Annotated in this window: 12 protein-coding genes and 5 tRNA genes; 4 read left to right on the top strand and 13 right to left on the bottom strand. The window is 70.7% G+C overall.

The features are described 5' to 3' along the window. Positions 1-65 precede the first annotated feature (65 nt). Complete coding sequence (cofC, locus tag OG599_RS24980) at positions 66-773, top strand: 2-phospho-L-lactate guanylyltransferase (RefSeq protein ID WP_327180176.1); 708 nt, start codon at positions 66-68, stop codon at positions 771-773. 10 nt (positions 774-783) lie between these two features. Then, the gene (locus OG599_RS24975; protein ID WP_327178202.1) at positions 784-987 is read left to right on the top strand and encodes a hypothetical protein; all 204 of its coding nucleotides are present in this window, start codon (positions 784-786) and stop codon (positions 985-987) included. A 157-nt stretch (positions 988-1,144) separates the two neighbouring features. Here the strand turns inward: OG599_RS24975 and OG599_RS24970 are convergent, their stop codons facing one another. The 4 genes from OG599_RS24970 to leuC all read right to left on the bottom strand — a co-directional run bounded on the left by OG599_RS24970 (position 1,145) and on the right by leuC (position 4,296). Further along, positions 1,145-1,798 (bottom strand): HU family DNA-binding protein, encoded by a 654-nt coding sequence (locus OG599_RS24970; RefSeq protein WP_327178201.1) that lies wholly within the window; start codon positions 1,796-1,798, stop codon positions 1,145-1,147. A 143-nt stretch (positions 1,799-1,941) separates the two neighbouring features. Next, positions 1,942-2,169: a hypothetical protein gene (locus OG599_RS24965; protein ID WP_327178200.1), complete on the bottom strand. Its 228-nt coding sequence runs from the start codon at positions 2,167-2,169 to the stop codon at positions 1,942-1,944. 103 nt (positions 2,170-2,272) lie between these two features. After that, on the bottom strand, positions 2,273-2,866 hold the full coding sequence (leuD, locus tag OG599_RS24960) for a 3-isopropylmalate dehydratase small subunit (RefSeq protein WP_327178199.1): 594 nt from the start codon (positions 2,864-2,866) through the stop codon (positions 2,273-2,275). 5 nt (positions 2,867-2,871) lie between these two features. After that, complete coding sequence (gene leuC, locus OG599_RS24955) at positions 2,872-4,296, bottom strand: 3-isopropylmalate dehydratase large subunit (protein ID WP_327178198.1); 1,425 nt, start codon at positions 4,294-4,296, stop codon at positions 2,872-2,874. Positions 4,297-4,487: 191 nt separating this feature from the next. Between leuC and ndgR the strand changes: the two genes are divergently transcribed. Beyond that, positions 4,488-5,201: an IclR family transcriptional regulator NdgR gene (ndgR, locus tag OG599_RS24950; RefSeq protein WP_275491887.1), complete on the top strand. Its 714-nt coding sequence runs from the start codon at positions 4,488-4,490 to the stop codon at positions 5,199-5,201. Between the two features lie 240 nt (positions 5,202-5,441). Here ndgR and OG599_RS24945 read toward each other — a convergent pair. The 9 genes from OG599_RS24945 to OG599_RS24905 form a co-directional block, all read right to left on the bottom strand. After that, positions 5,442-5,514: transfer RNA gene (locus OG599_RS24945), tRNA-Glu, on the bottom strand. A 35-nt stretch (positions 5,515-5,549) separates the two neighbouring features. Continuing rightward, a tRNA-Gln gene (locus OG599_RS24940) sits at positions 5,550-5,621 on the bottom strand. A gap of 12 nt (positions 5,622-5,633) precedes the next feature. After that, positions 5,634-5,706: transfer RNA gene (locus OG599_RS24935), tRNA-Glu, on the bottom strand. 62 nt (positions 5,707-5,768) lie between these two features. Further along, a tRNA-Glu gene (locus OG599_RS24930) sits at positions 5,769-5,841 on the bottom strand. Between the two features lie 35 nt (positions 5,842-5,876). Next, positions 5,877-5,948, bottom strand: a tRNA-Gln gene (locus OG599_RS24925). An 85-nt stretch (positions 5,949-6,033) separates the two neighbouring features. Further along, positions 6,034-6,750 carry an HAD family hydrolase gene (locus OG599_RS24920; RefSeq protein WP_327178197.1) on the bottom strand — a complete coding sequence of 239 codons (717 nt, stop codon included), beginning with the start codon at positions 6,748-6,750 and terminating at the stop codon, positions 6,034-6,036. Positions 6,751-6,925: 175 nt separating this feature from the next. Continuing rightward, positions 6,926-8,401 (bottom strand): glutamate--tRNA ligase, encoded by a 1,476-nt coding sequence (gene gltX, locus OG599_RS24915; RefSeq protein WP_327178196.1) that lies wholly within the window; start codon positions 8,399-8,401, stop codon positions 6,926-6,928. After that, positions 8,394-9,179, bottom strand: coding sequence for a fumarylacetoacetate hydrolase family protein (locus OG599_RS24910; RefSeq protein ID WP_327178195.1), 786 nt, complete (start codon positions 9,177-9,179; stop codon positions 8,394-8,396). The genes gltX and OG599_RS24910 overlap by 8 nt, the downstream gene beginning before the upstream one ends. A gap of 162 nt (positions 9,180-9,341) precedes the next feature. Next, positions 9,342-9,506 carry a hypothetical protein gene (locus OG599_RS24905; RefSeq protein ID WP_327178194.1) on the bottom strand — a complete coding sequence of 55 codons (165 nt, stop codon included), beginning with the start codon at positions 9,504-9,506 and terminating at the stop codon, positions 9,342-9,344. Positions 9,507-10,087: 581 nt separating this feature from the next. Here OG599_RS24905 and OG599_RS24900 point away from each other — a divergent pair. Beyond that, complete coding sequence (locus OG599_RS24900) at positions 10,088-13,945, top strand: sensor histidine kinase (RefSeq protein WP_327178193.1); 3,858 nt, start codon at positions 10,088-10,090, stop codon at positions 13,943-13,945. Position 13,946: the final 1 nt, after the last annotated feature.

Genomic DNA, 13,946 nt, shown 5'->3' with positions numbered 1-13,946 from the left:
GGCCGGACCGGCAGGCTGTCGCACCCGGCAGGCGAGAATGGGGGCCGACGTTCACGGAGGGGGAGATCGCCACGAACACCGACCCGGCCGGCCGCTGGTCCCTGGTCGTTCCGCTGAAGCCCTTGGCGTACGCCAAGAGCAGGCTGCGGGACGCCCTGGGCGACGCTCTGCGGCCCCGACTCGCCCTGGCCTTCGCCGAGGACACGGTCGCGGCGGCGCTCTCCTGCACGGACGTGCGCGATGTGGTGGTCGTCACGGACGACACGGTGGCGGCGGACCGTCTGGCGGCGCTGGGAGCCCGCGTCGTACCCGACTTCCCGGCCGCCGGTCTCAACGCGGCGCTCGCGTACGGCGCGGGGCTGGTGCGTGCCGTCAGGCCGTCGGCTCCGGTCGCGGCGCTCAACGCGGATCTCCCCGCGCTGCGCCCCTCGGAATTGTCGCGGGTCCTCGAATTCTCTTCCGGATTTCCCCGGACATTCCTTTCGGACGCCGCGGGAATCGGGACGACATTTCTCTCGGCGGTGGCCGGAGTGGAATTGCTGCCCGCTTTCGGCGGTCCCTCGCGCGCCCGGCATCTCGCGTCGGGTGCGCGGGAGGTGCCGCCCGAGGGACTGGATTCGGTCCGCCGGGACGTGGACACCGGGAACGACCTGCTGGTGGCGCTGGCCCTGGGCGTGGGACCGCGTACGGAGGAACTGCGGGACGCCGTACGGCTGGGGGCGGCCCCGGGCCCGGTCGCCGGGCCCACGCGGCCCGCGCCCACCGGGCGATAGGCTGCGGCCCATGCAGGCGACCGCGTACACGTACGACCCCGAGACCCGCAGCGGCAGTGTGCTGCTCGACGACGGCACCCCGGTGGACTTCCCGGCGGCCGCGTTCGACGCGGGCGGCCTGCGGCTGCTGCGCCCCGGGCAACGGGTGCGGATCGAGGGTTCGGGCGAGGGTGCCTCGCTCCGGATCGACCTGGTGACCCTGCAGACCTTCTGAGCGGGGCCCGTTCGTCGGACCTTCTGAGCGGGGCCCGTTCGGCCGAACGGGCGGGAGCCCGCCGGGGCGACCGCCCGGCCCCGGACAGCCCGCGGGCCGGGCTCCCCGAGGGGAACCCGGCCCGGCGCGTCGTGCGAGAGCGAGCGGGTGCTCGGTCTCACTTCTTGCGAGCGGTGGCCTTCTTGGCCGTGGTGGTGCGCGCCGTGGTCTTCTTGGCGGGCGCCTTCTTGGCGGTGGCCTTCTTGGCCGGGGCCGTCTTCTTCGCGACGGCGGCGGTCTTCTTCGCCGGCGTGGCCGCCTTCTTCGCGGCCGCCGTGGTCTTCTTCGCCGCTGCCGCGGTGGTCGCCTTCTTGGCGGGCGTGGCGGTGGTCTTCTTCGCCGTGGTCGCGGCGGCGGTGGTGGTCTTCTTCGCCGTCGCGGCCTTGCGGGCGGTGGCCTTCTTGGCCGCGGCCTTGGTGGTCGTACGGGTGGAAGCACCGCCCGAGAGGCTGCCCTTGGGGGCCTTCTTGACGGCCACGTCGTTCTTCGGGAGCTTCTTGGAGCCGCTCACCAGGTCCTTGAAGCCCTGACCCGCGCGGAAGCGGGGCACCGAGGTCTTCTTGACCCGGACGCGCTCGCCGGTCTGCGGGTTGCGGGCGTACCGCGCCGGGCGGTCGACCTTCTCGAACGAGCCGAAACCGGTGACCGAGACACGGTCTCCGGCCACGACGGCGCGGACGATCGCGTCCAGTACCGCGTCCACCGCGTCAGCGGCCTGCTGGCGGCCGCCGACCTTCTCGGCAATCGCTTCTACGAGCTGTGCCTTGTTCACGTCTTCCCCTTCGGAGACATTGCCAGAACGAAAGTGTTCAAGCGTTTTCGCACGTTAGGCAGATATATACCGCAAATCAAACACGAAACGGGCTAATCACCCTAGTGCCGCAACGAAGTCGACTGGTGCGGACTTCCGCAGGGTCAGTCACCTTCGGGGAATCGGCCCTCATCGAGGTCCTTCATCAACCGGTCCAGGCGCCTTGCCGCGCCTGAGAGATCGTGCTTCGCCGTGGCCGTGACGGCCAACAGCTTCCGGGACAGCGCCATCCGTACGCCCTCCGGGACTTGCAGTGCGCGCACCCTTCCGTGCGCTTCCTTCAATTGGTCGGCGACTTGGCCATAGAGCTTGAGTTGGTTGTCGCCTTCCATGCACCGATTGTGCCATCTGAGGCGAGTTGTCGCCCGACAGGGTCTCAACAAGCCACTGCGCCCCCTACCCGAAGGCAGGGGGCGCAGTCTGGAAAAGCGCTGCTCAGACCTCAATTGTACGCGGCTTGAAGGTCGGCCTTGCCACCTCATATGCCGCGATGTCCGCTTCGTTCTGAAGGGTGAGGCTGATGTCGTCCAGCCCGTTCAGCAGACGCCAGCGGGCGTTCTCGTCGAGCTCGAAGGCCGCCTCGATGCCCTCGGCCCGGACCTGGCGGGCCTCCAGGTCGACGGTGACCTCGGCGGTGGGGTCGGCCTCGGTCAGCTCCGAGAGCGCGTCCACGACCGACTGGTCGAGAACGACGGTCAACAGGCCGTTCTTCAGCGAGTTGCCGCGGAAGATGTCCGCGAACCGGGCCGAGATCACGGTCTTGAAGCCGTAGTTCTGGAGGGCCCAGACGGCGTGCTCGCGGGAGGAGCCGGTACCGAAGTCGGGGCCGGCCACCAGGACCGAGGCGCCCTGCCGCTCGGGGCGGTTGAGGACGAAGTTCTCGTCCTTGCGCCAGGCTTCGAAGAGGCCGTCCTCGAACCCGTCGCGGGTGACCTTCTTCAGCCAGTGCGCGGGGATGATCTGGTCGGTGTCGACGTTGCTGCGGCGCAGCGGGACGGCCCGGCCGGTGTGCGTGGTGAAAGCTTCCATGGTTCTCAGACTCCGGCAGGCGTGCGGTCGTCGGACAGGTCGGCGGGCGAGGCCAGGTGGCCGAGCACCGCGGTGGCGGCGGCGACCTGCGGGGAGACCAGGTGCGTCCGGCCGCCCTTGCCCTGCCGGCCCTCGAAGTTGCGGTTCGAGGTGGAGGCGGAGCGCTCACCGGGCGCCAGCTGGTCCGGGTTCATGCCGAGACACATCGAGCAGCCCGCGTGGCGCCATTCGGCACCGGCCTCGGTGAAGACCTTGTCCAGACCCTCGGAGACCGCCTGCAGGGCAACCCGGACCGAGCCGGGGACGACCAGCATCCGTACGCCGTCGGCGACTTTGCGGCCCCCGAGGACGGCTGCGGCGTTGCGCAGGTCCTCGATGCGGCCGTTGGTGCAGGAACCGACGAAGACGGTGTCCACGCCGATCTCGCGGAGCGGCTGTCCTGCGGTCAACCCCATGTACTCCAGGGCCTTTTCGGCGGCGAACCGCTCCGAGGCGTCCTCGTACGAAGCCGGGTCGGGGACGTTCGAAGAGAGCGGAGCACCCTGGCCGGGGTTGGTGCCCCAGGTGACGAACGGGGCCAGCCGGGTGGCGTCGATGACCACCTCGGCGTCGAAGACGGCGTCGTCGTCGCTGCGCAGGGTCTTCCAGTACGCGACGGCGGCGTCCCAGTCCTCGCCCTTGGGGGCGTGGGCGCGGCCTCCGAGGTAGGCGAAGGTGGTCTCGTCCGGGGCGATCATGCCCGCGCGGGCGCCGGCCTCGATCGACATGTTGCAGATGGTCATCCGGGCTTCCATCGAGAGCTTCTCGATGGCGGAGCCGCGGTATTCGAGGATGTAGCCCTGGCCGCCGCCGGTGCCGATCCGGGCGATGATCGCCAGGATGAGGTCCTTGGCCGTGACGTCCTCGGGGAGTTCGCCGTCGATGGTGATCGCCATCGTCTTCGGGCGGGCCATCGGCAGCGTCTGGGTGGCCAGCACGTGCTCCACCTGGCTGGTGCCGATGCCGAACGCCAGGGCGCCGAAGGCTCCGTGGGTGGAGGTGTGCGAGTCGCCGCAGACGACGGTGGTGCCGGGCTGGGTCAGGCCCAGCTGGGGGCCGACCACGTGCACGACGCCCTGCTCGACGTCGCCGAGCGGGTGCAGCCGGACGCCGAACTCCGCGCAGTTCTTGCGCAGGGTCTCCAGCTGGGCGCGGGAGACCGGGTCGGCGATCGGCTTGTCGATGTCGAGGGTCGGGGTGTTGTGATCCTCGGTGGCGATGGTGAGGTCGAGGCGCCGCACCGGGCGTCCGGCCTGCCGCAGCCCGTCGAAGGCCTGCGGGCTGGTCACCTCGTGCAGCAGGTGCAGATCAATGTAGAGGAGGTCGGGCTCGCCCTCTGCGCGCCGGACGACGTGGTCGTCCCAGACCTTCTCCGCGAGTGTCCTACCCATCGCTTTCCCTCCGACCGGCGTCTTCGCCGGCCCAACTAGAGATTCGGTGCGCCACCGTCCCGGTCCCGTACGGGACGGCTCCCCCGAACGGGGCGGCGGCTACGGGCCGTCGTACGGCCGCCGGTACAGGTTCGCAACTTCTGGAGAAAATTGAACTTGCGTTTCACAGAGTGAGACGCGAATATCGTCGTATGGACAACTCTAGCGGCGTCGGCGTTCTCGACAAGGCTGCACTCGTACTGAGCGCACTGGAGTCCGGTCCGGCCACCCTCGCCGGGCTGGTCGCGGCGACCGGTCTCGCTCGTCCCACGGCCCACCGACTGGCCGTGGCACTCGAACACCACCGCCTGGTGGCCCGGGACATGCAGGGCCGGTTCATCCTCGGCCCGCGGCTCGCCGAGCTCGCCGCGGCGGCCGGCGAGGACCGCCTCCTGGCGACGGCCGGACCCGTGCTCACCCACCTGCGCGACATCACCGGTGAGAGCGCCCAGCTCTACCGCCGCCAGGGCGACATGCGTATCTGTGTCGCCGCTGCCGAGCGGCTCTCCGGGCTCAGGGACACCGTGCCGGTCGGCTCCACGCTCACCATGAAGGCGGGCTCCTCCGCGCAGATCCTGATGGCCTGGGAGGAGCCCGAGCGGCTCCACCGGGGCCTGCAGGGCGCCCGGTTCACGGCGACGGCCCTCTCCGGGGTACGCCGCAGGGGATGGGCCCAGTCGATCGGCGAGCGCGAGCCGGGCGTCGCCTCGGTCTCCGCACCGGTGCGCGGACCGTCGAACCGGGTGGTGGCCGCCGTCTCCATCTCCGGCCCGATCGAGCGGCTGACGCGGCACCCGGGCCGGATGCACGCGCAGGCGGTCATCGACTCGGCCGCCCGCCTCAGCGAGGCCCTGCGCCGCGGCTGACCCCCTCCACCGACCGTCCACCCGCCCGCCGTTACCGAGTCACCGCGTCACCGCTCCTGCTTACGTTTCCGCTCGTGTTCGCACTGGCCGCCCCAGCGTCGTGGCGGCCTTCTTCATGTCCGGGCCCGAACGGCCGGGCCCGAACGGGCTGTTGGGCTGTCCGGCCTCCGGTGCCGGCTCTCCGGTTGCACGAAAAAGGCCCTTCACCGAGGTGAAGGGCCTTTCCCTACCGCTGACTTGTACCCCCGACCGGATTCGAACCGGCGCTACTGCCGTGAGAGGGCAGCGTGCTAGGCCGCTACACAACGGGGGCTTGTTCCTTGAAGTCCTACGAACTTCGGTCTTGCGCTGGGCTACCAGGACTCGAACCTAGAATGACGGTACCAGAAACCGTAGTGTTGCCAATTACACCATAGCCCATGGTGTGGTACGTACCCCCGACCGGATTCGAACCGGCGCTACTGCCGTGAGAGGGCAGCGTGCTAGGCCGCTACACAACGGGGGCCCTAGCGATCCTGCATCAAGAACATCGGGTGCGACCCGGATTGTTCCCGCGGGAAGGATCTGTACCCCCGACCGGATTCGAACCGGCGCTACTGCCGTGAGAGGGCAGCGTGCTAGGCCGCTACACAACGGGGGCTTGTTCCTTGAAGTCCTACGAACTTCGGTCTTGCGCTGGGCTACCAGGACTCGAACCTAGAATGACGGTACCAGAAACCGTAGTGTTGCCAATTACACCATAGCCCACTGAAACGCAACCCCTAGAGGCTTTGTCTCTGTCTGCGCTTCCCGGCCGGATCTTTCGGCCCGCTCGGGCGGCGCAGAAAGAACATTACCCGAAGGTGTCCGACGCTCCAAAACGGGTATCCCGCGACAGCACCCCCGGCAGCTGGTGGAGGCCCGTGATCCGTACGAGATCGGCCCTGCCACCCCGCTCCGCCCGGTCCAGCCAGATCCCCGTCAGCCCGGCCGCGACCGCGCCGGCGGCGTCGATGTCGGGCTCGTCCCCCACGTACGCCACCTCGTGCGGTTCCAGGGCGAGCGCCTCGCAGGCGGCGTGGAAGGCGCCGGGATCGGGTTTGGAGACGCCGAGCTCCACGGCGCACAGCAGCGCCTCGAACCGGTGGCGTACGCCCAGCGCGCTCAGCTTGCGGTCCTGCTGTCCGGAACTGGCGTTGGACAGGACTCCGTGGCGGTAGCCGTCCAGCAGGTCGAGGACCGGGAGCACGTCGGGGAAGAGGCTCCAGGCGGCCTCGTAGTGGGCCGCGTGCCGACGGAACCACGCGTCGGCCTCCGCGTCCGTCAGCTCCCGTCCCAGGAACTCCCGCACCCGGTCCCTGCGCTGCCCCTCGTAGTCCGTCTCCCCCGCGGCGAACCGCGCCCAGTGGCGACCGGTGAGCGCCCGCCAGCCGTCCAGCGCCTCGTCGGGGGTGTGCCAGCCGCCGGGCAGCCCCTCCAGCTCCAGCAGCCGCGCCATGGCGACGCGGTCGGCGCCGGAGTAGTCGAAGAGCGTGTCGTCGACGTCCCAGAGCACCGCGCGGATCGGCATGGACGCCACGCTACCGGCCCGCCCCCGGCCCCACCCGGCGAGAACCGGCCACAGGTGCGCCCGAGCCTCACGAAAGCGTCCGGGGGCCGGGAATGCCGAGGGGCGGGCCGCCGGAAGGTTCTTTCCGGTGGCCCGCCCCCTGGGGCGTACGGCGCCGCGCTACGCGGTGAGCCTCTTACGCGGTGAGCTTCGCGAGAGCCGCGTCCACCCGGGACAGGGTCTTCTCGCGGCCCAGGATCTCCATGGACTCGAAGAGCGGCAGGCCGACCGTGCGGCCGGTGACGGCGACGCGCACCGGGGCCTGGGCCTTGCCGAGCTTGAGGCCGTGGGCCTCGCCCGCCGCGAGGACGGCGTTCTTCAGCGCCTCGGCGTTCCACTCGGCGTCGGCCAGGTTGGCGCGGGCGGTGGTCAGCAGGGCGTCGGAGCCCTCCTTCATCGCCTTGGTCCAGGACGCCTCGTCCTCCACCGGCTCGTCGAGGAAGAGGAAGTCGACGTTGGCGGTGATGTCGGAGAGGACGGTCACCCGGGTCTGGGCGTGCGGCGCGATCTCGGCGAACCTGTCCGCGTCGAACGACTCGGGGGCCCAGTTCGCGTACGGCGCCCGCAGCCAGGGACCGCACGCGTCGGTGAAGTCCTTCACGTCGAGCCGGCGGATGTGCTCGGCGTTGATGTGCTCGGCCTTCTTGAGGTCGAAGCGGGCCGGGTTGGCGTTGACGTCCGCGATGTCGAAGGCCGCCACCATCTCCTCGATCGAGAAGATGTCGCGGTCCTCGGCGATCGACCAGCCCAGCAGCGAGAGGTAGTTGAGCAGCCCCTCGGGGAGGAAGCCGCGCTCGCGGTAGAGGTTGAGCGACGCCTGCGGGTCCCGCTTGGACAGCTTCTTGTTGCCCTCGCCCATGACGTAGGGCAGGTGGCCGAAGGCCGGGGTGGCCTTGGCGATGCCCAGCTCGGTGAGGGCCGCGTACAGGGCGAGCTGGCGGGGGGTGGAGGAGAGCAGGTCCTCGCCGCGCAGGACGTGGGTGATCTCCATCAGCGCGTCGTCGACCGGGTTGACCAGCGTGTAGAGCGGGGCCCCGTTGGCGCGGACGATGCCGTAGTCCGGCACGTTCTCCGGCTGGAAGGTCAGCTCGCCGCGCACCAGGTCGGTGAAGGTCTGCGGCACGTCGGGCATCCGGAAGCGCACGATGTGCGCGCGGCCCTCGGCCTCGTACGCCGCGACCTGCTCGGCGGTGAGCTCGCGGCAGTGGCCGTCGTACCCGGACGGCTTGCCGGCGGCGCGGGCGGCGTCGCGGCGGGCGTCGAGCTCCTCGGTGGTGCAGTAGCAGTCGTACGCGTACCCGCCGGCCTTCAGCTTCTCGGCGACGTCGCGGTAGATGTCCATCCGCTGCGACTGGCGGTACGGGGCGTGCGGGCCGCCGACCTCGGGGCCCTCGTTCCAGTCGAAGCCGAGCCAGCGCATCGAGTCGAGCAGCTGCTCGTACGACGCCTCCGAGTCGCGCGCCGCGTCGGTGTCCTCGATGCGGAAGACCAGCGAGCCCTCGTTGTGCCGGGCGAAGGCCCAGTTGAAGAGAGCCGTCCGGACCAGGCCCACGTGGGGGTTGCCGGTCGGGGAGGGACAGAACCGGACACGGGGGGAAGATCCGTTAACCACGCTTGATCACCTTGTTGGTGAGAGTGCCGATGCCTTCGATGGTGACGGCGACCTCGTCGCCGACGTGCAGGGGGCCGACCCCCGCGGGGGTTCCGGTGAGGATGACGTCGCCGGGGAGGAGCGTCATCGCCTCGGTGATGTGGACGACCAGGTCCTCGACGGAACGGATCATCTCGCTCGTACGGCCGAGCTGACGCTGTTCGCCGTTGACCGTCGCCTGGATCGTCAGGTCGGACGGGTCCAGGTCGGTCTCCACCCAGGGGCCGAGCGGGCAGGAGGTGTCGAAGCCCTTGGCCCGGGCCCACTGCTTCTCGCGCTTCTGCGCGTCACGGGCGGTGACGTCGTTGGCGCAGGTGTAGCCGAGGATGACGTCCTTGACCCGCTCGCGGGGGACCTCGCGGCACATCCGGCCGATCACCACGGCCAGTTCGGCCTCGTAGTGGACCTCGTTCGAGAAGGAGGGGTACTCGATGGCGTCGCCGGAGCCGATCACCGAGGTGGTGGGCTTGAAGAAGGCGACCGGGACGTCCGGGACCTCGTTGCCCAGTTCGGCGGCGTGCTCCGCGTAGTTGCGGCCGATGGCCACGACCTTGTTGGGGAGCACGGGGGGCAGGAGCCTGACCTTGCTCAGCGGGACCTTGGTGCCGGAGAGCTCGAAGTCGGCGTACGGAATGCCCTTGATGATGTCGAGGACGAGGCCACCGGATTCCACGGTGCCCTCACCCTCGACGGCGCCGAAGGCGACATTGCCGTCGATGGAGAACCTGGCGATGCGCACGGGATGCTGTCGCCCCTCACTTGCTGGCTGGCTGAAGACTGACGCTCCAGGCTATCGCCTCGCCGCGCGCGGACCGGGGAGTGTCCGGCGGATCGTCGCCGTCCCCCCGCAGGTGCGGACGACAGGGACGAGCGAGCCGGCCGGACTCCCGGCGGGCGGTGCCTACCTGAGGATGGTGCGGCGCGGGTTGGCCGTCTGCGTGGGCAGCGCGTTGGTGTACTCGGGCCGCTCGGAGAGCTCGGGGGCGCGCAGCGTGGAGGCGTCCGTGAGGTGCGCCAGCGTGGTGCGCCGGGGGTTGGCGAGCTTGCGGGACTGCGTCGTGTTCATCTGCCGTGAGGACCTTGTCGCCGGGGGCGCACCCCGGGGTGCGCCCAGTTGGTCGGGTTCGCCATCCCAGTAAAGCGTCAGGCTAAACATCGGATTCCCGGCCTTACCCCGGATGAGACGGCGATCATCATGTGAGTTTGCTCACGACCAGCACCACAAAAGCCGCATACCGGAATGATGATCACGCAAGTGGAAACGGACATTGCATCACTGAATGTTCTATTCCGCTCCTGATCATCAGGACTGGGACACCACACTCGTCCGACTGACCTGTCCGTAATGATCCACTTTCCACATGAACACGCTGCACGGCTGGTCACACGGCCATCACGCCCTGTGACACCCACCCATGGGGAACCCACGGGCCTTGTTGGAGGTCCGGCACTGTGCTGGAATTCCACGCACCGCCGCGGGTAGAGACCGGCGCGCAGGGGCGCAACGCAGCGCCGAGTGGCGGCGGAGGGGGTTCAAGAACGCCGGTCGTTCAACGACCACCATGGGGCGCGTCCAGCGCCCCACGACGCCGACACCGTCACCGCCGCGCATGCGGAGGGACGCCTGGTCCAGAGGTTGCGACGCTAGTGCAGGGACGTTTCAAGAGGGATGGCAGCGCTCCGGCGGAACAGGAGCCGCGCGGCGGGACCGACCGCGGCTCCTCGCCCCAGCACGCCCAGAACCCCGGGTCGGCCGGCGCCGGCGACGGCGCGGAACAGACCGCGCGCACGGGTTCCACCACGACCGAAAGCGCCGAGCCGGCAGCGGCGGCGAAACCCCGGGACCCGGTGAGCACGGGTTCACGCGTAGCCCTGCGTAACTGGCGCATCAGCACCCGCCTGGTCTCCCTCCTGGCACTCCCCGTGGTCGCGGCGACCTCGCTGGGCGGACTCCGCATCAACGAGTCGATGAACGACATCCAGCAGCTGGAGCACATGCAGCTGCTGACGCAGATGACCAAGCAGGCCACCGCGCTCGCGCAGGCCCTGCAGGTCGAGCGCGACGAGTCGGCGGGACCGCTCTCCAACGGCGTGAAGGCGACCAACTACAAGGTCACCGAACCCCGGAAGAAGACGGACCGGGCCAAGGACGCCTTCCTCGACGCCACCATGGCCATCGGGGACACGGAGGGCGACGAGGCCCTCGAAGGCATCCACGCAAGCGTCAACATGATCGCGACGCAGCTCGGGCAGATCCGCGACATCCGCAAGACCGCGTACGCCAGCGGCTCTCCGAGCGTCAACACGATCGACCAGTACAGCCAGTTGATCACCTCGCTGCTGAGCCTCTCCCAGGACATGGCGCAGGCGACCTCCAGCCCCGAGATGATCAAGCGCACCCGTGCGCTGGCGGCCTTCTCCTCCGCCAAGGAGTACGCCTCGGTCCAGCGGGCGATCATCGCCGCCGCACTGCCGGGCGGAAACAGCACGAAGACCAGGCTCAGCGACAACGACAAGCAGTTCGGTCGCAACGCGCTCCGCAAGGAGAGCCTGGCGATGAACTCCTTCGAGACCATCTACGCGACCACCGGGAACAGTGCCTCCGACCTCACGGCGCCGCTGACCAGCGGCAACCCGGAGATCCAGGCGGCCAACACCTACGCCAAGCAGGTGCTGGACACCACGGTCGGCCTGAGCGGGCGCAAGCCGCGTTCCTACCTCGACTGGTACGACCAGAGCTCGACCAAGATCCAGGCGATGGAGACCATCGAGGCGACCCTCCTCAGCGACATGGAGGGCAAGGCCCGCGAGCTGCGCGAGGCCTCCCAGCGCGAGGCGATCCTCAACGGTGCCATCATCCTGCTGGTGCTCGGCGTCTCGCTCGTCGGCGCCTTCGTCGTGGCGCGGTCCATGATCCGCTCGCTGCGCCGCCTCCAGGACACCGCGACCCGGGTCGCCCAGGACCGGCTGCCCGAGCTCGTCCGCCAGCTCTCCGAGACCGACCCGCAGGACGTCGACACCTCCGTCGAGTCCGTCGGCGTCCACTCCCGCGACGAGATCGGCCAGGTGGCCGCGGCCTTCGACGACGTGCACCGCGAGGCCGTCCGCCTCGCCGCCGAGCAGGCCCTCCTCCGAGGGAACGTCAACGCGATGTTCACCAACCTCTCGCGCCGCAGCCAGGGCCTCATCCAGCGTCAGCTCTCGCTCATCTCGGAGCTGGAGTCCCGCGAGGCCGACCCGGACCAGCTCTCCTCGCTCTTCAAGCTCGACCACCTCGCGACCCGTATGCGCCGGAACGGCGAGAACCTCCTCGTCCTCGCCGGTGAGGAACCGGGCCGCCGCTGGACCCGCCCGGTCCCGCTGGTCGACGTGCTCCGCGCCGCCGCCTCCGAGGTGGAGCAGTACGAGCGCATCGAACTGGCCGCGGTGCCCGCCACCGAAGTGGCCGGCCGGGTCGTCAACGACCTCGTGCACCTCCTCGCCGAGCTGCTGGAGAACGCCACGTCGTTCTCCTCGCCGCAGACGAAGGTCCGCGTCACGGGTCACGCCCTGCCGGACGGACGGGTGCTCGTCGAGATCCACGACACCGGTATCGGCCTCTCGCCCGAGGACCTCGCGGCGATCAACGAGCGGCTCGCCTCGCCGCCCACCGTGGACGTGTCGGTCTCCCGCCGCATGGGTCTGTTCGTGGTCGGCCGGCTCTCCCTCCGTCACGGCATCCGCATCCAGCTGCGGCCCTCCGACTCCGGCGGCACCACGGCGCTCGTCATGCTGCCGGTGGACGTCGCGCACGGCGGCAAGCAGCCGCCGTCCAGGCAGGGTGCGGGTCAGCAGGCGTCCGCGCCCGGCGGTCTGCTCGGCGGCGCCGGCGCTCCGCGCGCCGGTCTCGGCGGCCCGCAGGCCAGTGCCAAGGGGCTCGCCGGCTCGGCGCCCGCCCGGGGCCAGGTCGGCGCGGGTTCCGGTCCGCGCGCGGCGCTGCCCTCGCGGGACACCGCGGCGCGCGGGTCCCAGCAGGGAGGCCCGCAGACCGGTGGGCCTCAGCGGCAGCCCGGCGGACCGTCCGTACCGCAGGGAGGCCCGCAGGGTCCGCAGGACTTCGGGCGGCCCGAGCGGCAGGGCGGTGGCGCCCTCGGCGGCGGCGCCCGGCTGGGCGCACGCGGTGCGCAGGGCGGTACGGAGCAGGACCGGACGAACCTCTTCGGGCACGGCGCCCCGGCCCAGCAGTCCCCCATGACCCGGCCGGAGCAGGGCGGCCGTCCCGTACGCCAGGACGTGTTCGGCTCCACCGGTCCGCAGCAGCAGTGGCAGGGCCAGGGCAACCAGAACGGCCAGCCCCTCCAGGGCAACCAGGGCGCTCCGGCAGGTCAGTTCGGCCAGGACCAGGGCCAGGGCGGCCGGCCCCCGTTCGGGCAGGACCAGAACCAGGGCCACAACCAGGACCTGGGCGGCCCGCAGGGCATGCAGCCCCAGCGCGGTCAGGCCGGTCCGGGCCAGGGCAACCAGGACGGCCAGGGGCAGCACGGGTTCCAGCAGCCCACCGGGCCCGGCCGTCAGCTGCCGCCGCCCGGTGGCCCGCGGGCCGAGCTGCCCGGGGGCAACCCGAAGCCGCAGCACCCGCAGACCACCACCTGGGGCGTGGAGGACCGGGGCGCGCAGCACCGCGGGCCCGCCGACGCGCCGCGGGGGCACGAAGAGACCGATTCCACGGGCCAGTTCGCCGCTCCGGCGGGGCCCGTCCCGAACCGGAACTTCAACTCCCCGCTGAACCGGCGCACTCCGGGCGATGACCGCCAGGGGCCCGGTGCCACCTCGGAGTTCGCCCGCCCGGACTTCTCGGCCCCGCCGGTACCGCGGCCGCAGGACCCCGCGAGCACCGCGCAGTTCGCCCGTCCCGACTTCGGGGCTCCGGACCAGGGGCTGCCCGCTCCGCGCCAGTACGGCGACGGCGACGAGCAGGGTGTGCCGCGTCCGGCTCCGGCCGGCGAGCCGCCCCAGCGTTCGCTGCCGCCGCGCCGGTCCGCGCCCGAGGCGCTGCCGCCGGCCGGTCCGGGCGACGGCCGCACCCCGCTGTACGACACGCTGGAGACCAACTGGTTCCACGGTCCGCAGCAGGGCGGCCGGCCGCAGGCGGAGGCGGCTCCCTCGCAGCCCAGCGGGGTTCCGGCTCCGGAGGCGCCCCGGCGTTCCTCCGGCGACGCGAGCCCGGCGGGTCCGTGGCGGCCTTCGCCCAACGACGAACTCGTACGTCAGGCCGAGCGGGTCAAGAAGCCGGCCGCGGGCGGTGTCACCACTTCGGGGCTTCCCCGGCGGGTTCCGCGTGCCAATTTGGTTCCGGGTACCGCTCAGCAGCAGAATCACCAGTCCGGACCTCAGGTTTCGCGTGCGCCCGATGACGTGCGCGGGCGTCTGACCAATCTCCGCCGGGGCATCCAGCAGGGTCGGCAGGCGAACAGCCAGTCGACCGGCAGCTTCCAACTCGGCCCCACTCACCAGCAGGAGCGTTAGT

This window comes from Streptomyces sp. NBC_01335 (genome assembly GCF_035953295.1).
GTDB lineage: Bacteria > Actinomycetota > Actinomycetes > Streptomycetales > Streptomycetaceae > Streptomyces.
Note: the sequence above shows the minus strand (reverse complement) of the source record. Positions and strands in the feature narration are given on the sequence as shown.

Excerpts from the sequence above, each read along its gene's own strand:
- OG599_RS24975 (WP_327178202.1), top strand. The coding sequence starts at position 784 with ATGCAGGCGACCGCGTACACGTACGACCCCGAGACCCGCAGCGGCAGT.
- OG599_RS24965 (WP_327178200.1), bottom strand. The coding sequence starts at position 2,169 with ATGGAAGGCGACAACCAACTCAAGCTCTATGGCCAAGTCGCCGACCAA.
- leuD (WP_327178199.1), bottom strand. The coding sequence starts at position 2,866 with ATGGAAGCTTTCACCACGCACACCGGCCGGGCCGTCCCGCTGCGCCGC.
- leuC (WP_327178198.1), bottom strand. The coding sequence starts at position 4,296 with ATGGGTAGGACACTCGCGGAGAAGGTCTGGGACGACCACGTCGTCCGG.
- ndgR (WP_275491887.1), top strand. The coding sequence starts at position 4,488 with ATGGACAACTCTAGCGGCGTCGGCGTTCTCGACAAGGCTGCACTCGTA.
- OG599_RS24920 (WP_327178197.1), bottom strand. The coding sequence starts at position 6,750 with ATGCCGATCCGCGCGGTGCTCTGGGACGTCGACGACACGCTCTTCGAC.
- OG599_RS24905 (WP_327178194.1), bottom strand. The coding sequence starts at position 9,506 with ATGAACACGACGCAGTCCCGCAAGCTCGCCAACCCCCGGCGCACCACG.